At 63.1% G+C, this 20,442-nt stretch carries 18 protein-coding genes and 3 tRNA genes; 16 read left to right on the top strand and 5 right to left on the bottom strand.

Annotation, left to right across the window (positions count from 1 at the left end; genetic code table 11):
• The first annotated feature begins 99 nt into the window (after window positions 1-99).
• Window positions 100-915 carry a posphoenolpyruvate synthetase regulatory kinase/phosphorylase PpsR gene (gene ppsR / locus EPB08_RS06060; RefSeq protein ID WP_130618180.1) on the top strand — a complete coding sequence of 272 codons (816 nt, stop codon included), beginning with the start codon at window positions 100-102 and terminating at the stop codon, window positions 913-915.
• Between the two features lie 19 nt (window positions 916-934).
• A complete protein-coding gene (locus EPB08_RS06055; RefSeq protein WP_130618179.1) occupies window positions 935-1,429 on the top strand; it encodes a DUF1249 domain-containing protein in 495 nt (164 codons plus the stop codon).
• Between the two features lie 119 nt (window positions 1,430-1,548).
• Here EPB08_RS06055 and EPB08_RS06050 read toward each other — a convergent pair.
• From EPB08_RS06050 to EPB08_RS06040, 3 genes are all read right to left on the bottom strand, one after another.
• A tRNA-Asp gene (locus EPB08_RS06050) sits at window positions 1,549-1,625 on the bottom strand.
• A gap of 87 nt (window positions 1,626-1,712) precedes the next feature.
• Window positions 1,713-1,788: transfer RNA gene (locus EPB08_RS06045), tRNA-Glu, on the bottom strand.
• Between the two features lie 11 nt (window positions 1,789-1,799).
• Window positions 1,800-1,875 (bottom strand) — tRNA-Ala (locus EPB08_RS06040).
• Window positions 1,876-2,127: 252 nt separating this feature from the next.
• Between EPB08_RS06040 and EPB08_RS06035 the strand changes: the two genes are divergently transcribed.
• The 5 genes from EPB08_RS06035 to EPB08_RS06015 all read left to right on the top strand — a co-directional run bounded on the left by EPB08_RS06035 (window position 2,128) and on the right by EPB08_RS06015 (window position 7,223).
• The gene (locus tag EPB08_RS06035) at window positions 2,128-3,897 is read left to right on the top strand and encodes a cation:proton antiporter (RefSeq protein WP_130618178.1); all 1,770 of its coding nucleotides are present in this window, start codon (window positions 2,128-2,130) and stop codon (window positions 3,895-3,897) included.
• Window positions 3,898-4,104: 207 nt separating this feature from the next.
• Entirely contained in the window at window positions 4,105-4,878 is a 774-nt protein-coding gene (locus EPB08_RS06030; protein ID WP_130618177.1) for an FKBP-type peptidyl-prolyl cis-trans isomerase, read from the top strand.
• A 170-nt stretch (window positions 4,879-5,048) separates the two neighbouring features.
• Window positions 5,049-6,386, top strand: a complete 1,338-nt coding sequence (locus EPB08_RS06025) for a UDP-glucose dehydrogenase family protein (protein ID WP_130618176.1) — start codon at window positions 5,049-5,051, stop codon at window positions 6,384-6,386.
• A gap of 2 nt (window positions 6,387-6,388) precedes the next feature.
• A complete protein-coding gene (locus tag EPB08_RS06020) occupies window positions 6,389-6,607 on the top strand; it encodes a SlyX family protein (RefSeq protein ID WP_205746293.1) in 219 nt (72 codons plus the stop codon).
• Between the two features lie 43 nt (window positions 6,608-6,650).
• Window positions 6,651-7,223 (top strand): DUF2058 domain-containing protein, encoded by a 573-nt coding sequence (locus EPB08_RS06015; protein WP_130618174.1) that lies wholly within the window; start codon window positions 6,651-6,653, stop codon window positions 7,221-7,223.
• An 82-nt stretch (window positions 7,224-7,305) separates the two neighbouring features.
• On the opposite strand, the gene EPB08_RS06010 is transcribed toward EPB08_RS06015, so the two are convergent.
• Window positions 7,306-9,405, bottom strand: coding sequence for a 3-hydroxyacyl-CoA dehydrogenase NAD-binding domain-containing protein (locus tag EPB08_RS06010; protein ID WP_130618173.1), 2,100 nt, complete (start codon window positions 9,403-9,405; stop codon window positions 7,306-7,308).
• Window positions 9,406-9,609: 204 nt separating this feature from the next.
• Here EPB08_RS06010 and EPB08_RS06005 point away from each other — a divergent pair, with 204 nt between their 5' ends.
• The 5 genes from EPB08_RS06005 to EPB08_RS05985 all read left to right on the top strand — a co-directional run bounded on the left by EPB08_RS06005 (window position 9,610) and on the right by EPB08_RS05985 (window position 15,778).
• A complete protein-coding gene (locus EPB08_RS06005) occupies window positions 9,610-10,107 on the top strand; it encodes a hypothetical protein (RefSeq protein ID WP_130618172.1) in 498 nt (165 codons plus the stop codon).
• A complete protein-coding gene (locus EPB08_RS06000; RefSeq protein WP_130618171.1) occupies window positions 10,104-12,662 on the top strand; it encodes a putative bifunctional diguanylate cyclase/phosphodiesterase in 2,559 nt (852 codons plus the stop codon). Before EPB08_RS06005 ends, EPB08_RS06000 begins: the two co-directional genes overlap by 4 nt.
• Window positions 12,663-12,945: 283 nt before the next feature.
• Entirely contained in the window at window positions 12,946-13,542 is a 597-nt protein-coding gene (rpoE, locus tag EPB08_RS05995; protein WP_130618170.1) for an RNA polymerase sigma factor RpoE, read from the top strand.
• Complete coding sequence (locus EPB08_RS05990) at window positions 13,539-14,195, top strand: sigma-E factor negative regulatory protein (protein WP_130618169.1); 657 nt, start codon at window positions 13,539-13,541, stop codon at window positions 14,193-14,195. Before rpoE ends, EPB08_RS05990 begins: the two co-directional genes overlap by 4 nt.
• A gap of 113 nt (window positions 14,196-14,308) precedes the next feature.
• Complete coding sequence (locus tag EPB08_RS05985) at window positions 14,309-15,778, top strand: DegQ family serine endoprotease (RefSeq protein ID WP_130618168.1); 1,470 nt, start codon at window positions 14,309-14,311, stop codon at window positions 15,776-15,778.
• A 51-nt stretch (window positions 15,779-15,829) separates the two neighbouring features.
• Here the strand turns inward: EPB08_RS05985 and EPB08_RS05980 are convergent, their stop codons facing one another.
• Window positions 15,830-16,036, bottom strand: coding sequence for a hypothetical protein (locus tag EPB08_RS05980; protein WP_130618167.1), 207 nt, complete (start codon window positions 16,034-16,036; stop codon window positions 15,830-15,832).
• Window positions 16,037-16,449: 413 nt separating this feature from the next.
• Between EPB08_RS05980 and lepA the strand changes: the two genes are divergently transcribed.
• From lepA to rnc, 4 genes are all read left to right on the top strand, one after another.
• Window positions 16,450-18,240, top strand: a complete 1,791-nt coding sequence (gene lepA / locus EPB08_RS05975) for a translation elongation factor 4 (protein WP_130618166.1) — start codon at window positions 16,450-16,452, stop codon at window positions 18,238-18,240.
• 47 nt (window positions 18,241-18,287) lie between these two features.
• Window positions 18,288-19,190 (top strand): signal peptidase I, encoded by a 903-nt coding sequence (gene lepB / locus EPB08_RS05970; RefSeq protein WP_130618165.1) that lies wholly within the window; start codon window positions 18,288-18,290, stop codon window positions 19,188-19,190.
• 151 nt (window positions 19,191-19,341) lie between these two features.
• On the top strand, window positions 19,342-19,722 hold the full coding sequence (locus tag EPB08_RS05965) for a DUF4845 domain-containing protein (RefSeq protein WP_130618164.1): 381 nt from the start codon (window positions 19,342-19,344) through the stop codon (window positions 19,720-19,722).
• A gap of 15 nt (window positions 19,723-19,737) precedes the next feature.
• Window positions 19,738-20,394, top strand: coding sequence for a ribonuclease III (gene rnc, locus EPB08_RS05960; RefSeq protein ID WP_130618163.1), 657 nt, complete (start codon window positions 19,738-19,740; stop codon window positions 20,392-20,394).
• The last annotated feature ends 48 nt before the right edge of the window (window positions 20,395-20,442 follow it).

Genomic DNA, 20,442 nt, shown 5'->3' with positions numbered 1-20,442 from the left:
CGCCAGCTGCATACCAGTCAGGCGGGAGTCAAGCAAAGACAGGCTTTATGCGTTGCGCTAAGGTGATGGCCAGGAACAGTCAGGGACTTCGGGTTAGCCATGCAACGAACCGTTTTCTTCATCTCCGATTCCACTGGTATTACCGCGGAAACGATCGGTAACAGCATCCTGGCCCAATTCGAGGGGGTCCAGTTCGACAAGCATCGCCTGCCGTTCGTCGATGACGCGCATAAGGCCGAGGCTGCCGCGCTGCGCATCAAGACCCGCTACGCCCAGACGGGCGAGCGCCCGATCGTGGTGAACACCATGGCGTCGCGCGACCTGTGCGAGATCGTGGCCGAAAGCGGGGCCCTGATGCTGGACGTGTTCGCACCCTTCATTGGTCCGCTGGAGGAGGAGCTGGGCGCCAAGCGGTCCGGTGCGGTGAACCGCTCGCATGGCCTGGTCGATTTCGACAAGTATGAGGCGCGCATCAACGCGACCAACTACGCCTTGTCGCATGACGACGGCATTGATGTGGACTATGCCCAGGCCGACCTGATCCTGGTCGGCGTATCCCGTTCGGGCAAGACGCCGACCTGCCTCTACATGGCCTTGCATTACGGGGTGAGTGCCGCCAATTACCCCCTGACCGACGACGACCTGGACAAGCTGGAACTGCCCGCGAGGCTGCGCCCTTACAAGGACCGGTTGTTCGGTCTCACCATTGATCCACAACGGCTGGCGCAGATCCGTGAGCAGCGGCGCGCCGGCAGTCGCTATGCCAAGTTGGAGCAGTGCAGGTGGGAGCTGGCGCAGGCTGAAAAGTTGATGCGTCGCGAGGGCATTCCCAACCTCAACACCACTCACGTCTCCATCGAGGAGATCGCCAGCAAGATCTTCGATCGCTTCGGCATCGAGCGCACCATGTTCTAACGAGGAGTCATTGCCGCCCATGAGTGTCGTACTGGACAGCCGCAACGCCCTCCTGCCAGGCCGCTTCGGCTTCCTGATGGGGTTGTATGCGGAGAACTACCACCGGCTGGTGAGGTTGTTTGCGCCAGAGGAACTCGCGCCGGGGTTCTATGTGTCCAGTGTGGACGATGGGCTGGACGTGCGCCTTCAGGTGCAGGAGCGGCACCCGTATACGCTGGAGCTGGAGCTCACCTACAACTTTGTCGATGCGCATACTGGGCAGCCGTCGCCGTCGGCACAGTTGCGGATGTATTCCGATGCCCACGTGGCCGAGGCGCTGCATTGCCACCCGGGGCGCCATCTGTGGCAGGTGCTTGGACCGTTCCCGCCGGCACATACGGTGCTGCAGCACCGGCTGCGCATGAACGGGTTCCTGTCGCGCTGGCTGGAATACCTGGCGGAGCAGGGTCACTCGAAGGGGACGCTGGAGCGTCTGGAAGACCATCGTTCGCCGGATGAGGCTGCGCTTCCGTAGGTGTCTGCGGTGCGTGAAAGTCCGGTATAGCCAAATATCGCGAAGCTGCGGTCGCGGAAAGCCGTGCAGGCTTTTCTTCAGGCAACAAAAAACCCGCCAATGGCGGGCTCTTTGTAAAGTGGCGGAGCGGACGGGACTCGAACCCGCGACCTCCGGCGTGACAGGCCAGCATTCTAACCGACTGAACTACCGCTCCACGTTTTTACAACTTCCAGTACTACACCAACAGATTTCATCCTTGACCACTCTTGCCGCTACGCCGGAAACCGGTTTGGCTTTAGAGTGGCGTCCCCACGGGGATTCGAACCCCGGTCGCCACCGTGAAAGGGTGATGTCCTAGGCCTCTAGACGATGGGGACGTATCTAAATTTGGTGGAGCCAGGCGGGATCGAACCGCCGACCTCCTGCATGCCATGCAGGCGCTCTCCCAGCTGAGCTATGGCCCCGTGTGCCTCTGGAAGCCCGAAAGAATAGGTTGGGATTGCGATTTCGTCAAGCGCTCGCGACGAAATTTCTTCAATTATTTTTCACGTATTAATCACAACAAGCAGTTACGTCGAGTCGAAGACGGGGGCTTGATGTGCGACGGACGATTTCTTCGACACATTCATCGGCGTGAGCAACTCACATCGCTGCGCAGGGCTGTGCAGCGCGAGTTCGATTGCTAGTCTTGCAAGACGTCCCCACGGGTTTTGTCGATGCACGATTTGCACTTCATCCAGGATCTCGCGACGGTCATGTTGATCGCGGGACTGACCACGGTGATCTTCCAGCGGCTGCGTCAGCCGGTCGTACTCGGTTACATCATCGCTGGCGTGCTGGTGGGGCCTTATACGTTTCCCGTGGTCTTCATCCACGATGAGCAGACGATCCGCACGTTGTCAGAACTGGGCATGATCCTGCTGCTGTTCGCGCTAGGGCTCGAATTCAGCCTGAAAAAGCTGCGCGAGGTCGGTGGCGCGGCGCTGGTGGCGGCTGTATGCGAGATCGTGCTGATGCTGTGGCTCGGCTACGAGATCGGCCGGTTCTTTGGCTGGAGTTCGATGGACGCGTTGTTCCTCGGCGCCATGCTCTCGATGTCCTCGACCACCATCATCATGAAGGCGCTCGATGATCTGAACCTCAAGCGCGAGCGCTTTGCCCAGCTGATGTTCGGCATCCTCATCGTCGAGGACGTGCTGGCCATCGTGTTGATGGCGTTGCTTACCGGCATCGCCAGTACGGGCGGCCTGGAAGCCAGCGAGGCCGTGGGGGCGGTGGGGCGCCTCACGTTGTTCATGGCGGTATCGCTGGTGGTCGGCTTGCTGCTGGTGCCGCGTGTCGTCGACTACATCGCGAAGGTGAGTCGCGACGACGTGCTCCTGGTGGCGGTGCTGGGCCTGTGCTTCGGCTTCTGCCTGCTCGTGTCGGAGATGGGGTACAGCGTGGCGCTGGGAGCTTTCATGATCGGCGCGATCGTGGCCGAGTCGCAAAGCGTGGAGCGGGTGGAGCGCATCATCGGCCCTGTGCGCGACATGTTCAGTGCGATTTTCTTCGTGGCGATCGGCATGCTGATCGATCCGGCCATGCTCAAGGAGTATTGGCTGCCGATCCTGGTCGTGACGGTGGTCGTTGTCATCGGCAAGGTGCTGACCTGCGGCTTCGGCACTTTCGTCGCCGGCAATGGTGGTCGCACATCACTGCGTGTCGGCATGGGCTTGGCGCAGATCGGCGAATTCTCCTTCGTGATCGCCTCGCTGGGCCTCACTCTCAAGGTCACCAGTGGTTTCCTCTATCCGGTGGCGGTGGCCGTATCGGCGATCACCACCTTCCTGACGCCTTACCTGGTTCGTTCGTCGGACCCGCTGGCGGATGTGCTGAGCAGGCGCCTGCCGAGGACATTCACGAGCGCGCTGGCTGCGTACACCGACTGGATGGGCAGCCTTAGCCTGAGCGGGCAGGGTGCGGTAGTGGCGAAGATGATCCGCCGCCTGGTGTGGCACGTGATCATCAACATGATGCTGGTGGTGGCAGCGTTCCTGATCATGTCCTACCTCTACCGACGCGGTTTCTTCCATTGGGATTTCCTGGCGGACCGACCACAGGTGAAACGCAGCCTGGCCTGGTCGATCGCCGCGCTGATTTCGCTGCCGATGATCGTGGCGGCTTACCGCAAGGCTTCCGCGTTGGGCATGCTGCTGGCGGAACTGAGCATTCCCGAGCGAATCGGTGGCGCGTACAACATGCGCATTCGCGCCGTCCTTGCACGCTTCATCCCGTTGATGACCATGTGGGTGCTGGGCCTGCTGGTGGCGGCACTCGCATCGACCATCCTGCCTCCGCGCGAGGTGGCGGTGGTGCTGGTTCTGGTGTTGCTGTTGCTGGCCTGGCTGCTGTGGCGAGGACTGGTGCAGGTGCACGCGCGCCTGCAGGCGGCGCTGCGGGATACGCTGGAAAAACCCGGTCGCTCCGGGGATGGTCACGCCTGATGGTGGTCGCAGCATCCCTGAGCATGTGCAGAAATCGTAAAAAACCGCGGTAAATCAGCCAAGTCGTGAACTTTTAATCACGACTGACGGTCGTAGCCCCCACAGCGTTGCCAAGACTCGACAAGGACCGCACAATGCGGGGCCTGCCTCCATCGGGGGGGGCTTAGTCCGGTAGCGCCGGCACACTCAAATACGAGGGAGTTCCAAATGAAGCAATTTTTGCGTCCCACGCTGACGGCGGCCGCGCTCGCTGTTGCCCTGGGCATGACCGCTGGCGTGCACGCACAGGCTGCGAAGACTGCCGCCCCCGCCGCTGCCGCACCGGCTGCGGTCGACAAGACCAAGGCCAGCTACGTGGTCGGTTGGGATCTGGCCAGCTCGCTGCCGCCGCTCGTCCGCGAGGAAGTGGATCCGGCGACCGTCGCCCGCGCCCTGCAGTCGGCGCTGTCGGGCCAGAAGCCGACCATGAGCGAAGCCGAAGCCAAGCAGGTGCGTGACGCGTTCGTGGCCAACCTGCAGGCAAAGGCCAAGGCCGAGTACACCCAGGTCGCCTCCAAGAACAAGACCGAAGGCGATGCCTTCCTCGCCAAGAACAAGACCGCTCCGGGCGTGAAGAGCACGGCTTCGGGCCTGCAGTACCAGGTGATCAGCCAGGGTACGGGCGCTCGCCCGGGTCCGGGCGACACCGTGCAGGTGAACTACGTCGGCACCTTCGTCAATGGCGAAGTGTTTGACGATTCGTCCAAGCACGAAGGCGGCGGCGCTGCGTCGATCCCGCTCGCCGGCGTGATCCCGGGCTTCCGCGAAGGCATGCAGTTGATGCAGGTCGGCGGTCACTACAAGTTCTTCATCCCGTCGAACATCGCTTACGGTGCGCAGCCGCAGAACGGCTTCCCGCCGAACGCGACGATCATCTTCGACGTCACCCTGGTCAAGACCGGCGCGACGCCGGCTGGCGAGCAGGCTGGCGGCGCGAAGTAATCGGCCAGACGTCTCTTTCGAGACCATGCACGGGGCGCGAAGCAATTCGCGCCCCGTGTTTTTTTAAGTGACGACTGATGGTGCGGAAGGCGGTTCTGATCTGGATTGGCGTGCGGTAGCGCACGGTCCTGCTAGAATCCCGAGCCTTGCCTTTAGGAGTTGTTGCGACAATGAAGGTCACCATCTTTGGCACCGGTTATGTGGGTCTGGTCACCGGAGCCTGCCTGGCAGAAATGGGTAATCACGTCGTCTGCGTCGACATCGACGCGGGCAAGGTGGCTCGCCTCAAGCAGGGCGAGATTCCCATCTACGAGCCGGGCCTGGAGCCCATCGTCAAGCGCAACCATGCCAGTGGCCAGCTCGATTTCACGACGGATCCGGCGCCGGCCATCGAGCACGGCCAAGTCCTGTTCATCGCGGTGGGTACGCCGCCGGACGAGGACGGCAGCGCCGACCTGAAATACGTGCTCGGCGTGGCTCGCACGATCGGGCAGCACCTGGACCGTTACACCGTGGTGGTCAACAAGTCGACCGTGCCGGTAGGTACGGCGGACCGCGTGCGCGAGGCGATCGCCGGTGAGCTGGCGAGGCGCGGTGTGTCGGTCGAATTCGACGTGGTGTCCAACCCGGAATTCCTCAAGGAAGGCGACGCGGTTGAAGACTGCCTGCGCCCGGATCGCATCATCATTGGCAGTTCCAGCGAGCGTGCAGTCAACGTGCTGCGCAAGCTGTATGCGCCGTTCAATCGCAATCATGACCGCACGGTGGTGATGGACGAGCGCTCGGCCGAGCTGACCAAGTACGCGGCCAACGCGATGCTGGCCACCAAGATCAGTTTCATGAACGAGATCGCCAACATCGCCGAGCGCGTGGGCGCCGATGTGGAGCTGGTGCGCCAGGGCATCGGCTCGGATCCGCGCATTGGCTATCATTTCATCTATCCGGGTGCCGGTTACGGTGGCTCGTGTTTCCCCAAGGACGTGCAGGCGCTGGAGCGCACCGCGCGAGGCGTGGGTTACGACGCGCGCCTGCTGGGCGCGGTCGAGGCCGTCAACCATGATCAGAAGACCAAGCTGTTCGAGCTGATCTCGCGTCATCTGGATGGACAGCTGAAGGGCAGGACGATCGCGCTGTGGGGTTTGGCGTTCAAGCCAAACACCGACGATATGCGCGAGGCATCCAGCCGTAACCTGATCGAAGCTTTGTGGAAGGCGGGTGCCAAGGTGCGCGCCTTCGATCCCGAGGCTCGCGAGGAAACCCATCGCATCTACGGCGATCGCGATGACCTGGTGCTCTGCGATAGTGCCTATCAGGCGCTGGAAGGCGCCGATGTACTGGCTATCGTGACGGAGTGGAAGGCCTTCCGAAGCCCGGATTTCGCCCGTATTCGCGGCATGCTCGGCAGTCCTGCGATCTTCGATGGCCGCAATCTGTATGACCCGGCGGCGGTCGAGGAGGCTGGCCTGGCGTATTACGGCATCGGCCGCGGCCGGAGCCTGAGGCGCTGATCATGTCGGACGACTCGCTGCAGCAGCGCCTGACCGAACTGGAAGTACGGCTCACCTTTATCGACGATACGGTGAGCGCACTGGCATCGGCGGACGCGGAGCTGTCCATGCGCATCGCCGCGCTGGAGGATGTGATCCGAGGACTGCGCAGCGAGCTGTCGTCGCTGCGCACGTCGCAAGGACACGATCCGCATAGCGAACCGCCGCCGCCGCATTATTGATTGATCCTTACCCGTACCTGCACCACGTCAGCGAGTTCAGAACATGGCCGAATCCCTGCGCGATCAGCTGCTCAAGAGCGGCATCGTCAAACAGGTCCGCGACGAAAAGCGCCCCAGTCCTCCCAAGGGCGCTCCTTCCTTTAAGGGCGGCAAGCCACCTCATCCCAAGCAGCACGGGGCGAACAAGCCCCAGGGCAAGGGGCAGGGCGAGATTGATCTCGCCAAGGCCTACGCCATTCGCGCCCACACGGAGGCGAGCGAGCGCAAGCAGGCCGAGCAGGCCGCCGCCGAAGAGGCTCGCCTGCGTCGCGAGCGCAAGCAGAAAATCCAGCAATTGCTTCAGGGCAAGGTGCTCAACAAGCCTGAAGTCGATCATGTCCGGCATTTCGAGTACGGCGGCAAGATTCGTCGTGTGCACGTGGATGCCGAGCAGTTGGCCGCGCTCAATGCCGGTGAGCTTGGCGTCGTGCAGCAGCAAGGGCGCTACCTGTTGGTGACGCGCGAACTGGCCGAACAGGTGCGCGAGATCGATGCGCAGCAACTGGCCTTGCTGGTCCAGGCGGGTAGTGCCGGCGGCGTGGGTGAGGATGGTGTTCCCGACGATCTGATGTGGTGAAGCCTTCCGGCGCGAAACCATGCGTCCATAAAAAAACGCCCGGCGACAGCCGGGCGTTTTTGTTTGCACCTGTCGATGGCAATCAGGCTTCGACGTCTTCCGTCTGCTCGGTCGTGACGGCCAATCCAAAGCCGGTCTGGGCGAGCGTGGGCAGATCCCAGCCCTGCTTGGGCGAGAAGCGCTCGCCGTGACGCTGGGCGAGCTTCTCCAGCTTGCCCCGGATCACGGTGGCGCCTTCGCTGCGCACATACTGGATCGGGCCGCCGCGGAACGGCGCGAACCCGGTGCCGAAGATCACGCCGGCGTCGAGCAGGTCGGCATCATCCACCACGCCATCGGCCAGGCAGGCGACGGCTTCGTTGACCATCGGCAGGACCATGCGGTCCTGCAGGTCGGCGGGAGCGACATAGTCCGGGTCGACTTCGGGCTTCTGCGGCTTGCCGTCCTGCCAGACATAGATGCCCTGGCCGTCCTTCTTGCCACGCTTGCCGGCAGCAAGCTTGTCCTCGAGTCCCGGAGGCAGTTCCAGGCCAAGGAAGGGAGCCAGCTCCTTGCCGACAGAGGCGCATACGTCCAGGCCCACCGTATCGGCCAGCTCGATCGGGCCCATGGGCATACCGAACTTCTTGGCTTCCTTGTCCAGCACGGGCCCGGGCACGCCCTCGCTATAGAGACGCATGGACTCGAGCAGGTAGGGCATCAGGATGCGATTGACCAGAAAGCCGGGCGTCCCCTTCACAGCGACAGGGAGCTTGCCGATCGCCTTGCAGAACGCGAGCGCGCGCTTCTCTGCGGCCGCATCGAGCTGGTCATGGCGGACCACTTCCACCAGCGGCATCTGTGCCACCGGGTTGAAGAAGTGCAGGCCAAGGAAACGCTGCGGCGCCTTCAGTCCCACGCGCAATTCATCCAGTGGGATGCTGGAGGTGTTGGTGGCCAGCAGCTCATCCGACTGGAACTGGGGTTCGATGGTGGCGTACAGCGCCTTCTTGGCTTCGGCGTTCTCGTAGATCGCCTCGATGGCGAGGTCGGCCGTGGCCACGCCCTTGCCCTCGACGTCGGCGCGAAGCCTGCGCGCAGTGGCCTCGACCTTGTCCGCAGTCTTGAGCTTCTTTTCGTAGAGCTGACGGGCACGATCCAGCGCTGGCTGGATGTACTTCATTTCGCGGTCCTGCAGGGTGACCTCGAAGCCCTTGAGTGCTGCCCAGGCCGCGATGTCGCCGCCCATCACGCCGGCGCCAACCACGTGCACGTGCTTGATGCCGTGCTCGATGCCGCTGCCCTGGGCCTTGAGTCGTTCCTGCAGGAAAAAGATGCGGATGAGGTTCTGCGCGGTGGAGGTTTCCGCGAGCTTCGCCACCGAACGGGCCTCGAGCTTGAGGCGTTGCTGGATGCTGGGGCCTCCGCGCTTCCACACGTCGATCAGCGCGAACGGGGCCGGGTAGTGTTCCTTGCGTACCTTGGCGGCGGTCTGCTTGACCACCATCGGCGCCAGGACCTGGCGAGCTACCCAGGTATTGGTCGCCCAGGCCTTCGCGCGCTGCGCAAAGGGGCGGGCATGGGGGCGACGCAGGAGTGCCCTTGCCTCTGCCAGCAGTTCGGCCGGGGGCGCCAGACGATCGACCACGCCCAATGCCAGGGCGCGCTTGGCCGACAGTGCCTTGCCGGTGAGCATGACCGGCAGCGCGTCGGTCGCACCGATCAGGCGCGGCAGGCGAGCTGAACCACCCCAGCCGGGATGGATGCCCAGCATCACCTCGGGCAGGCCGATACGGGTTTTCTCATCGTCCGCGGCGATACGCTGGCGGCAGGCCAGGATCAGCTCGGTGCCGCCACCCATGCAGGCGCCGTGCACGGCAGCCACGGTCGGGCAGGGCAGGCGGGCCAGCGATTCGAACACGCGCTGGCCGTTTTCGATATTTTCCAGCACGGTGCCGTGCTGGGCGTAGGTGACGAATTCCTTGATGTCGGCGCCCACGGCGAAGCCAAAGGGCTTGGCCGAATGGATCAGGACGCCCGCCGGCTTCTCGATGGCCAGGCGTTCGACGATCTGCCCGAGCTCGTCCAGCACTTCGCGCGAGAAGGCGTTGACGTTGCTGCCGGCGCGGTCGAGGGACAGCGTGACGATGCCACTGTCGTCCAGGCTCGTCTTCCAGTGATTGAAGCGCAATCCTTCGAACATGGGGGTACTGGGGTGACCGGGAAGCTTCGCACCATACCTTCCCGTAGCGAGGAATGCGAGACAGCGCCGGCGGCCTGCCGAGGCATTCATGAAGATCCTGTAAAACCGCATCCTGTGAGCTGACGCATGAAATGCGTCACGGAATCCGACAAGGCTTGCATCCCACCTAGGCGAACACCTTCAGACCACGTAATTTAGGCCCGGATGAGTACCGCTATTGCCCCTTCACCCAGCCAGACCGGTGCCGAGATTCTCGAGCGCATCCTGAGTGCGCGCAGCAACCTGATCGCGCTCGAGGGGGGCGAGGATCTGGGGTTGATCGGGCAGTTGCGCTCGCTGGTACGGCGTAGCGGTCAGGCGGTCTATCTGTGGACTCCCGATATCGGCCTGGGCAACCTGCGCGAGGAGCACATCGGTCTGCCGGGCTCGCAACGCCTGAACATCGCCCTGCGCTATATGCAGCAGAGCAATCATTTCGGTGTCTACCTGTTGCAACGCTTGCCCCTGCCGCTCGCCATGGCCGATGCCACGCTGTTGCGACAGATGGCGCGCGCGACCACCGGCCACGTGCGGCGCGTCGTGCTGCTCGATCCCCCCGAAAGCGTGATCACCAGCTTCAACGACGTGCTGGCTCGACTGAGTTGCCATCCCAAACCGGCGCAGCGTCCGCGCCTGCGAGATGGAAAGTGGCAGCTGGCATGACGGGCTCCGCTGGCATCCTCGTTGTCGCCGCGCAGCGTGAACTGCGTCGGGCACTGTTCGATACGTTCGAGCGCGACGGGCATTTCATCGTGCATTCCGCCCGCGATGCCACGCACGCGGGGATCCTGCTGGAGGGACGTGCTCCGCTCGCCTTGATCGTGGTGGTGTTCGATGGCGACGGACGCGACGCTGCGGCTGGGCTTGGCGGGCTGCGTCAGCTGCCAGCCTGTGCCGATGCGCCGCTGATCGCGGTGCTTGACGACGCAGCCATGCTCAAGCCCACCGTGTTGCCGGCGGGCGTGGCGGATTGGCTGTATGCCTCGCAGATTGAGCACGAACTGCTCGCGCGCTGGCAGCGCGTGCAGAAGGCGTTGCTCGCTGGCATGACGCCGGGTGCGCTGCCCGCCTCGGGTGAGGGCGACTATCGGTTCGCTTTTGATGAAGTCGACAGCGAATGGCTGGTGATCGACGCTGCACGCGGCCGCATCCTTGAATACAGCGCCGCGGTCGCGCGGCATAGCGGCCTTGGTGATCACGAATTGCGTGGTCGTCCGCTGCAGGACGTATTGGCTTTCGCTGAGGTAAGCGCCGAGCAGGTGCTCGCCGAAGGCGCCCGCCACTGGTATCTCTGCCGTCGCCGCTCCGTGCGCGGAGCCGACACGGGAGAGGCCAGTGCGCGTGCCGTCCGGCATGCCGGACGCGATGCGGTGGCGCTGATGTTCCGCAGCGATCGCGCGGGCGTACGCGCCGAAGTTGCCCTCGGCTTGCTGGCAAGGATGTTCGGGTCCGGCAGCGGCGATGAGGGCATCGCCGAAGCGGCGCGACTGCTTTACGAAGAAATGGGGCTGGATTACGTCGCCGTATGGTCAGCCAGGCAGGACGAGGGCGGCGCGCCCGTGCAAGTGGTCCAGTTCTGGCGTGGCGACGAGCAGCTGTGGCCCGGCCCGCACATGCAGAGTTCACTGCGGCTGGTGCTGTCGGGACAGGCGATGATGCACCAGGCCGATGCCGCGCGCCTGGCCCCCATGGATCCCTTGCTTGAGCAACTGGGCCTGGCCGGCTTCGCGGGCTGGCCGTTGCAGGATGAGCGCCGTACCGTCCTGGGTGCCTTGCTCGTTGGTACCCGGCAGCCGCTGCCTTCGCTCGCCATCGTGCAGCCGGTGCTGCGTTGTGCGGCGTCGCGTTTCGCGCATGCGCTCGAACTTCGCCACACGCGCGAGCAGGGACGCGCCGAGGGCTTGCTCGACGCGTTGACCGGCCTGCCGAACCGCCTGCTGTTCAACGATCGCCTGGATACGGTGATCCGCGAAGCCAACCGCACCGGCGAGTCCTTTGCCCTGTTGTTCGTGGACCTGGACCGCTTCAAGACCATCAACGACACGCTCGGTCACGCAGTGGGCGACCAGGTGCTGCTCACCACCACGCAAAGGCTGCGCGGTTCCGTGCGCGCCTCCGATACGGTGGCGCGCTACGCCGGTGACGAGTTCGTGGTGATCCTGCGCCATATCCTCAAGAGCGAGGACGTGTTGCGCATCGCCGAGAAGATCGTGCAGGTCATGGGCGCGCCGCTGCGCATCGACGATGGCACGGAGCTGCAGGTCACCGCATCGATCGGCGTGAGCTTCTTTCCGGATGACGCACCCGATGCGGAAACCCTGCTCAAGCACGCCGATGAGGCGATGTATGCGGCCAAGAGCCTGGGCCGCAACAACTACCAGATCTTCGAGGGCAGCGCGCAACAGTCGCAGCAGCAGAACCTCGCACTGAAATCGGGCTTGCGCCACGCGGAACACAAGGGCGAGCTGCGTGTGTTCTACCAACCCCAGGTCGACGCCAAGAGCGAAGACATCGTCGGCATGGAGGCACTGGTCCGCTGGGAGCATCCGGAGCTCGGTTTCATCGGTCCGGGCTTCTTCATTCCGTTGGCCGAGGAAACCGGCCTGATCGTTTCCATTGGCGAGTGGGTGCTGCGCACGGCCTGTCGCCATGCGCAGGAATGGGAGCGCCGCTTTGGCCTGCGCCTGCGCCTGGGCGTGAATCTTTCCGCCGTCCAGCTGATGCAGCCCAACCTGCTCGAAGTGGTGGCCTCGGCGTTGGATGACAGCGGGCTGGAAGCGGGCCTGCTGGAGATGGAGGTCACCGAGAGCATCAGCATCAAGGAGGCCCCCAACCTGGTGGAAAACCTGCAAGGCCTCCATCGGCTGGGGTGCCGGATCGCCATTGACGATTTCGGCACGGGTGCAGCCTCGCTCGATTACCTGCGCAAACTGCCGGCCGACCGCATCAAGATCGACCAGAGCTTCGTCAAGAACATCGGCGTGGACCCGGACGACGAAGCCATTGTCCGTGCCACCATCGAGATGGCCCATCGCCTCAAGCGTGGCGTGGTGGCCGAAGGCGTGGAAACCGAGCAGCACATACAATTCCTGAGCGCCAACCACTGCGACGAGTTGCAGGGCTTCCTGTTCTGTCGCCCGCTGCCGCAACCGGCGTTCGAGAAGCTGCTTCAGGAGCGCCAGTCCCTTCTGGCAGGGATCACCGGCACTGCCGCCTGACTTGCACGCACTGCTGAGACCCCCATATCGATAGTCGAGCCAGGTGCCTTGCGCACCCGGTGGCCCGGTTCCGGGAAGGGACGGGTGGGCTCGCCTATGGGTACGCCTCAGGCATGTTCATGCGTTTCACCTGATGGTCGCCTGCGGGCGACCTCCCCCCTCAGGGGTTGGTAAACGTGCCGCGGCATGCTGAACTAGGACGCGATGCGCTTGTCTGAGCAACTCGCTCCCATCCTCAGGGCATCCCAGGCGCTTGGCAGCATCGACGAAGGAGACGGCCCGGATGGGCGAAAACGAACTGGACAGTGCACTGGTCGAGCGTGTCCAACAAGGGGACAAGCGGGCTTTTGACTTGTTGGTACGCAAGTACCAGCACAAGGTCATCGGACTGGTTTCGCGCTATGTGAAGAACCAAAGTGAAAGCGAAGACATCGCACAGGAGGCGTTCATCCGCGCCTGGCGCGCCATCGGTTCGTTCCGTGGCGAAAGCGCTTTCTATACCTGGCTGTACAAGATTGCCGTGAACACGGCGAAGAACCACCTGGTCGCCATGGGACGCCGCCCCCCGACCGACGACATCGCGATCGACGATGCCGTTTTCGTGCCCGGCGCGGACCGCATGCAGGAGAGCGCCACGCCCGAGCGCGAACTCATGCGGCAAGAAATTGAACAAACCGTGTTTTCCACTGTCCAATCGCTGCCCGAAGAATTACGGACCGCGATTACCCTGCGTGAAGTGGATGGCTTGAGCTACGAGGAAATCGCCGAAGCCATGGGTTGTCCGATAGGTACGGTACGTTCACGTATTTTTCGGGCTCGTGAAGCTATCGATGAGAAACTGCGGCCGCTCCTGTCCGACCGCGAGGACAAAAAACCATGACTGACAACCAACGCGAAAACCTGTCTGCCGGCATGGATGGCGAACTGTCGAAGGAGGAACTGCGATTCCTCCTGCGGCGGGTCGACCATGACGCGGCGTTGCAGCAGGCGTGGTCGCGCTATCACGTGGCCCGTGATGGCCTGCGCCGCCAGCTGCCACCGCTGGCCAGCGGCGGCTTCGCGGCGCGCGTCATACAGGCCATCGAACAGGATGGTCTCGCGGTCCGTGGCAAACCCCGCCGGCATTGGCTGCACTGGTCCGCAGGTGGCGCCATCGCCGCCGGCGTCGCCGTAGCCGCGCTGATGGTGGCGCAGCCAGCCGGCCAGCCGGATCAGTTCTCGCCGCAAGTGGCATCGGCACCCAGCCGGACCATTGCGCAAGACAGTGGGGCCGCGTTGACCGGCACCTCGGGGGCGCCCGCAGTGGCACCACCTGGGCTCAACGTGTACTCGGAAGTGCCGTACCACATCAGCCAGCAGGCGTCCGCCACGCTGGAGGGTGACAACCGTACGCTGCTGTACTCGCGCAACAGCATGTCGCCGTATCGCGTGGCGCGCTATCCCGCCAGCAATGGTGACGGCAGCTACCTGTTGTTGATCCATCCCGACCAGGCGCAGCAGCCGTCGACCCAGGCGCCCGCCACCCCGCAATGACGCACGGCCGTGTGTCGCCCGCCACGGCCTTGCCCCTTTCTGAATCCACGTGTCCCATCAGGCCTGCCCTGCGGGCTGGTGAGGCGCGCGCGCCAAACACCACGGAGGACTAGATGAACCGATTCACCCTGCGCACGCTTTCATGCGGTGTCTTGATCAGTCTCGCCTTGGCTGGCGGTGTCCAGGCGCAGAGCGCTGCGCCTGCATTGTCGGGGCTGCCGGATTTCACCGGCATCGTGCAGAAGAACGCTCCGGCGGTCGTGCATGTCGAGGCGAAGTACAGCGGCAAGAAGACCCCCAAGGGCCGCGCTGGCGCCAGGGGCATGCCGGATGCGCCGGATGACGACGATCCGCAGATGGAGATGTTCCGCCGTTTCTTCGGCATGCCGATGATGCCGTCGCCGGAAGATCAGCAGCACACGTCGCTGGGCTCGGGTTTCATCCTCTCCAATGACGGCTACATCCTTACCAACACGCATGTGGTGGACGGAGCGGATACGGTCACCGTACGCCTGCAGGACCGTCGCACGTTGACGGCCAAGGTGGTGGGTAGCGATCCGCAGTACGACATCGCGCTGCTGAAAGTGGATGCCAAGGGCAGCCTGCCTGCCGTGACCGTGGGTGACTCGCGTTCGCTCAAGCCCGGCCAGTGGGTGCTGGCGATCGGCTCGCCGTTCGGCTTCGACTACACGGTGACGCAAGGCATCGTCAGCGCCGTGGGCCGCAACCTGGGTAGCCAGGATCAGCCGTATACCTCGTTCATCCAGACGGATGTGCCGATCAACCGGGGCAACTCCGGCGGGCCGTTGTTCGACCTGCAGGGCCGCGTGGTCGGCGTCAATTCGCAGATCTATTCCAACACCGGCGGTTACCAGGGCGTGGCGTTCTCCATTCCGATCGACGTGGCCATGAACGTGGTCAAGCAGATCAAGGAGAAGGGCTATGTGTCGCGCGGCATGTTGGGCGTGGTCGTTCAGCCGATCACCGACGATATAGCCAAAGGCCTCCAGCTGGATGACAGGTCCGGTGCGCTTGTTGCACAAGTGAATAAGGGAAGTCCGGCGGAGAAGGCTGGCTTGCGGGTCAGGGACATTGTCCTGGCTTTCAATGGGCAGCCCATTACCTCTAGTGCGGACCTTCCCCCGTTGGTTGGTCAAGTGGCACCGGGCTCCAAGTCAACTGTTGAAATCTTGCGTGACGGCAAGAGGCAGAACGTGCCAGTGGTCGTTGGCGAGATGCCGCGTGACAGCACGGAGGGCACGACTTCTGGCGGAAAGGATCAACCTGGCGGCCGTGCAGATGCCGGTGCGTTGGGCCTGTCGGTGCGGGATATGGACAACGATACCCGTCAGCAGCTTGGCCTGAAGAATGACGAGGGCGTGGTAATCAGCAATATCACCGGTTCGGTTGCCGCCCGCGCCGGCCTGCAGCCGGGCGATGTAATCCTCATGGTTAATCGGAAACAGGTGAATAGTGCCGCAGCATTTAATGAGGCCATTAAGAGTCTGAAGTCGGGTGACACCGCGTTGTTGCTTGTTAAAAGGCAGGGTCAAAGCAGCTTTATTGCCCTGACATTGCCATAAATCGGGAGGTGCCTCTCCGGGCACCTCCCGGATCATCGGCGATTTCGTTGCTTAGACCTCAATGACCGGCGCATCCGAGCAAGCGAGAATCTTTCCATGGTCAAAGTAGCAGCAGACATCATTTCTACATTCAACGGTGATTGAAGCAGCGTGCTTTGCGTTGATGCCTTGACCGGCGGCGATTGAGGTGGATGGGGTTGAAAGCATGGCCATTGCCAGGAAGCAGCCCGATTTTGCAAGGAACGATTTCATAATCATATTGAATTTCCCTCAGGTTGTTTGACCATATTGAGCGAGTCGCAAGAAGGCGCGGCTCGTCCCTCAGGCTGAGTGGCGAGCGGAAGCTTTTGGATAGGCGTAGCCCCCCAATGAGGGTGGGTTTTGAGCTAACCGGGGTGTACAGGCGCGGTGCGCCAGGGTTCGGGCGTGGCAGCGCCTGGCAGCGCAACCGTAGCCGGCGGCGGGAAGGCGGGTGCTTGGGCTGTCGTCGTCCCGCCGCCAAATGGCTTGCCGGCAAGGGGTGGCGGCCGTCTCGGGGGCCGGCAAGCGCGAACCTGCGTGAGATGCCCGGCTGGCGCCGGTTCCATGCGATAATGCTAGGTTCGTATGATCATCCCGGTCATGCGCTGCCTGCGCGCCGCGCAGGGCAGTGAACGCAGCCAGCGTGTTCCATGGAACTGATCCGAAATTTCTCCATCATCGCCCATATCGATCACGGCAAGTCGACCTTGGCCGACCGCATCATCCAGATCTGCGGCGGCTTGACCGAGCGCGAGATGGAAGCTCAGGTACTCGACAACAATCCGATCGAGCGCGAGCGCGGCATCACCATCAAGGCTCAGTCCGTTTCACTGCCGTACAAGGCACGCGACGGCAAGACCTATCAGCTCAACTTCATCGACACCCCAGGGCACGTGGACTTCTCCTATGAAGTCAGCCGCTCGCTGGCCGCTTGCGAAGGCGCCTTGTTGGTGGTGGACGCGGCACAGGGTGTGGAAGCCCAGTCGGTGGCCAACTGCTACACGGCGGTGGAAATGGGCCTGGAAGTGGTGCCCGTGCTCAACAAGATCGACCTGCCGACCGCCGACCCCGAGAAGGTGAAGGGCGAGATCGAGGCGGTCATCGGCATCGACGCGGATGACGCTGTCGCCGTCAGCGCCAAGACCGGCCAGAACGTGGTCGAGGTGCTGGAAGCCATCGTGGCTCGCATCCCGCCGCCGAAGGTAGGCGACACCGATCGCCTGCAGGCGCTGATCATCGACTCGTGGTTCGACAACTACCTCGGCGTCGTGTCGCTGGTGCGCGTGGTGCAGGGCGAGATCAAGCCGGGCGACAAGCTGCTGGTGATGTCGACGGGGCGCGCGCATGAAGTGAGCGAAGTGGGCGTGTTCACGCCCAAGCGCAAGAAGCTCGAAAAGCTCTCACCGGGTGAAGTGGGTTGGATCACCGCTTCGATCAAGGACGTGCATGGCGCGCCGGTAGGCGACACGTTGACGTCGGCTGGCAAGCCGGCCGAGAAGCCCTTGTCGGGCTTCCAGACCATGCAGCCCCGCGTGTTCGCCGGCCTGTTCCCGGTCTCGGCGGACGACTATCCGGCGTTGCGTGAGGCACTCGACAAGCTTCGCCTGAACGATGCGGCGCTGTTCTTCGAGCCGGAAAGCTCCGAGGCGATGGGTTTCGGTTTCCGTTGCGGCTTCCTTGGCATGCTGCACATGGAAATCGTGCAGGAGCGCCTGGAGCGCGAATACGACCTCGATCTCATCACCACGGCGCCAACCGTCGTCTACGAGGTGCTCAGGAGCGATGGCTCGATCCTGATGCTGGACAATCCGGCCAAGTTGCCGGCCTCGCACCTGATCGGCGAGATCCGCGAGCCGATCATCGTTGCCAACATCCTTACCCCCCCGGATTACATCGGCAACATCATCACGCTGTGCGAAGAGAAGCGCGGCGTGCAGCGTTCGATCCAGTACCTCGCCACGCAGGTGCAGATCACCTACGAAATGCCGCTAGCCGAGGTGGTGCTGGACTTCTTCGATCGCCTCAAGTCGGTGTCGCGCGGCTATGCGTCGATGGACTACCACTTCGAGCGCTTTGAGGCCGGTCCGTTCGTGCGCGTGGACGTGCTGATCAATGGCGATCGCGTGGACGCGTTGAGCCTGATCGTGCATCGCGTCCATGCCGAACGTCGTGGCCGCGATCTGGTCGAGCGCATGAAGGATCTGATCCCGCGTCAGCAGTTCGACGTGGCGATCCAGGCTGCGATCGGCGCGCAGATCGTCGCCCGTTCCACGGTGAAGGCGCTGCGAAAGAACGTGCTGGCCAAGTGCTATGGCGGTGACGTCAGTCGCAAGAAAAAGCTGCTCGAGAAGCAGAAGGAAGGCAAGAAGCGCATGAAGCAGGTTGGCCGCGTGGAGATTCCACAGGAAGCCTTCCTTGCCGTATTGAAGGTGGATAAATAAAACTGCGGATCCGGTGCCGACGCACCGGCCAACCTTTGGAGTAGGGCATGGATTTCGACTTTTCGGCGATTCTGCTTGGCCTGACCGTGCTGTTCGGCGTGGTGTGGGGCCTGGACCGCCTGTTCTTCTACGGCCCTCGCAAGGCCAAGGCCGAGGCAGCTCGCGCCGAGATGCGCGAACCGATGGTCGTGGACTGGGCGCGCTCGCTGTTTCCGGTGGTGCTGGTGGTGCTGCTGCTGCGCTCATTCGTGGCCGAGCCCTTCCGCATCCCTTCGGGGTCGATGATGCCGACGCTCGACGTGGGTGACTTCATCCTCGTCAACAAGTTCTCCTACGGCTTGCGCATGCCGGCCTTCAACAACAAGTTCCTCAGCCTGGGCGAACCCAAGCGCGGCGACGTGGTGGTATTCCGTTTTCCGGGTTACCTGTGCGAGGACGGCGGCAAGCTGGTGCGCAGTGGCGATCAGAGCTGCGCCGATCCGCACGCGCCGGTCCCCAGCCAGAACTGGATCAAGCGCATCATCGGCATGCCCGGTGACCGCGTAGAGATGCGCGGCGACCAGCTGATCGTCAATGGCGAGCCGGTCGCCGCCGATCTGCTGGGTCCGTACGAGGGCGATCCGAAGCGGGCCGAGTCACGCCTGATGCTCGAGATGGGCGCCACCGTGTGGAACGAGCACCTGCCGAACGGCCAGGGTGGCGTGGTCAACCACCTGACCGCCCGCATGCCCAACTATGCCATCCCGCCTCCGCTGCCCAATGCGCGGGTCCCGCTGGTAGTTCCGCAGGGCTGCTACCTGGCGATGGGCGACAACCGCTACAACAGCACCGACAGCCGCTGGTGGGGGTGCCTGCCGGAGCAGAATCTCGCGGGCAAGGCTTTCCTGATCTGGCTGAGCTGGACGGGTTCGGGTGTGGCCTTCCATCGCATGGGCACGGTCATCCATTGAGGCAAATCGTGACGTGTGTTGATCGGACCTGAGTGACGGCAGCGCTGCTTGCAGCCACAATGGCTGTGCGGCACCGGGCTCCCCCTGAATAGGGGGAGGGTGGCCGCCGCATCAACCAGGTTTCGCCACAGAACGGCATAGCGAGGGGACTATGAAATCGAAGCAGTCGGGCATCACCCTGATCGGGTTTTTGTTTGTGTTGGCCATTGCGGGCTTTTTCGGCTTCATGGCGATGAAGCTGGTGCCCTCGTATATCGAGTTCATGGGTGTCAACAAGGCCATGAGCCAGGTGGCTTCGAGTGGCGTGGAAGGCAAGACGCTGGACGACCTGCGTCGTGACCTCATGTTCAAGATGGGCTTCCAGTACGTGGACGATGCCACCATCAAGCCGAAGGACATCACCGTCAAGCGCAGCGGCAACAGTGCTGAACTGAATGTCTCTTACGACAAACGCGTGCCCTTCATGTACAACATCGACTTCCTGATGCATTTCGAGAAAAGCGTGATGCTGCAGGGCAATGTCGGTGGCTGACCTTAGGCCCAGGATTTGACCCGACTCGCTTACCGTTTTCGTGATCCCGCGCTGGGTCAGTTGGCGCTGACCCATCGCAGCGCGGGCAAGCCGAACAATGAGCGGCTGGAGTTCCTCGGCGATGCTCTATTGGGTGTGGTCGTTGCCGAGCTGTTGTATGAAGCGCACCCCCATGCCAGCGAAGGCGAGCTGTCGCGCTTGCGCGCGCAACTGGTCAACGGGCAGGCGCTTGCGGTCATTGCCCGTGAGCTGGAGCTGGGCGACGAACTGAAGCTGGGTTCGGGCGAGCTCAAGAGTGGCGGCTTTCGCCGGGATTCCATCCTTGCCGATGCGTTCGAGGCGCTCGTTGCGGCGGTTTACCTCGATGCGGGGTTTGAGGGGTGTCGCGATGTAGTACGCGCGCTGTTCGAGCCCTTGGTGGCGGCTATTCCTCGATCCTCCAAGGATGCCAAGACGCGCCTGCAGGAACTCGTGCAGGGCAAGGGCTGGCCACTGCCGCAATACGAGCTGGTCGATAGCCATGGCGAAGATCACGCCAAGACCTTCGATGTGATCTGCGAAATCACCGAGCCGACGGCCATCCGGGCCGAGGGCCGTGGAAGCAGTCGACGGGCAGCCGAGCAGGAAGCCGCGGAAACCGTGCTGCATCGCCTGCAGGAGCTGCAGGACTGATATCGGCCCTGGCTTAGTCCGGGCCTACCCCGGAAAAGGCGTTACACC

Source organism: Dyella amyloliquefaciens, assembly GCF_004296575.1.
Classification (GTDB): Bacteria; Pseudomonadota; Gammaproteobacteria; order Xanthomonadales; family Rhodanobacteraceae; genus Dyella; species Dyella amyloliquefaciens.
The sequence above is the reverse complement of the archived record's forward strand: the minus strand, read 5'-3'. Positions and strand labels throughout refer to the sequence as shown.

What these genes read in the sequence shown, in the direction of transcription:
- ppsR (WP_130618180.1), top strand. Translation starts at nt 100, where the DNA reads ATGCAACGAACCGTTTTCTTCATCTCCGATTCCACTGGTATTACCGCG.
- EPB08_RS06055 (WP_130618179.1), top strand. Translation starts at nt 935, where the DNA reads ATGAGTGTCGTACTGGACAGCCGCAACGCCCTCCTGCCAGGCCGCTTC.
- EPB08_RS06035 (WP_130618178.1), top strand. Translation starts at nt 2,128, where the DNA reads ATGCACGATTTGCACTTCATCCAGGATCTCGCGACGGTCATGTTGATC.
- EPB08_RS06030 (WP_130618177.1), top strand. Translation starts at nt 4,105, where the DNA reads ATGAAGCAATTTTTGCGTCCCACGCTGACGGCGGCCGCGCTCGCTGTT.
- EPB08_RS06025 (WP_130618176.1), top strand. Translation starts at nt 5,049, where the DNA reads ATGAAGGTCACCATCTTTGGCACCGGTTATGTGGGTCTGGTCACCGGA.
- EPB08_RS06020 (WP_205746293.1), top strand. Translation starts at nt 6,389, where the DNA reads ATGTCGGACGACTCGCTGCAGCAGCGCCTGACCGAACTGGAAGTACGG.
- EPB08_RS06015 (WP_130618174.1), top strand. Translation starts at nt 6,651, where the DNA reads ATGGCCGAATCCCTGCGCGATCAGCTGCTCAAGAGCGGCATCGTCAAA.
- EPB08_RS06010 (WP_130618173.1), bottom strand. Translation starts at nt 9,405, where the DNA reads ATGTTCGAAGGATTGCGCTTCAATCACTGGAAGACGAGCCTGGACGAC.
- EPB08_RS06005 (WP_130618172.1), top strand. Translation starts at nt 9,610, where the DNA reads ATGAGTACCGCTATTGCCCCTTCACCCAGCCAGACCGGTGCCGAGATT.
- EPB08_RS06000 (WP_130618171.1), top strand. Translation starts at nt 10,104, where the DNA reads ATGACGGGCTCCGCTGGCATCCTCGTTGTCGCCGCGCAGCGTGAACTG.
- rpoE (WP_130618170.1), top strand. Translation starts at nt 12,946, where the DNA reads ATGGGCGAAAACGAACTGGACAGTGCACTGGTCGAGCGTGTCCAACAA.
- EPB08_RS05990 (WP_130618169.1), top strand. Translation starts at nt 13,539, where the DNA reads ATGACTGACAACCAACGCGAAAACCTGTCTGCCGGCATGGATGGCGAA.
- EPB08_RS05985 (WP_130618168.1), top strand. Translation starts at nt 14,309, where the DNA reads ATGAACCGATTCACCCTGCGCACGCTTTCATGCGGTGTCTTGATCAGT.
- EPB08_RS05980 (WP_130618167.1), bottom strand. Translation starts at nt 16,036, where the DNA reads ATGATTATGAAATCGTTCCTTGCAAAATCGGGCTGCTTCCTGGCAATG.
- lepA (WP_130618166.1), top strand. Translation starts at nt 16,450, where the DNA reads ATGGAACTGATCCGAAATTTCTCCATCATCGCCCATATCGATCACGGC.
- lepB (WP_130618165.1), top strand. Translation starts at nt 18,288, where the DNA reads ATGGATTTCGACTTTTCGGCGATTCTGCTTGGCCTGACCGTGCTGTTC.
- EPB08_RS05965 (WP_130618164.1), top strand. Translation starts at nt 19,342, where the DNA reads ATGAAATCGAAGCAGTCGGGCATCACCCTGATCGGGTTTTTGTTTGTG.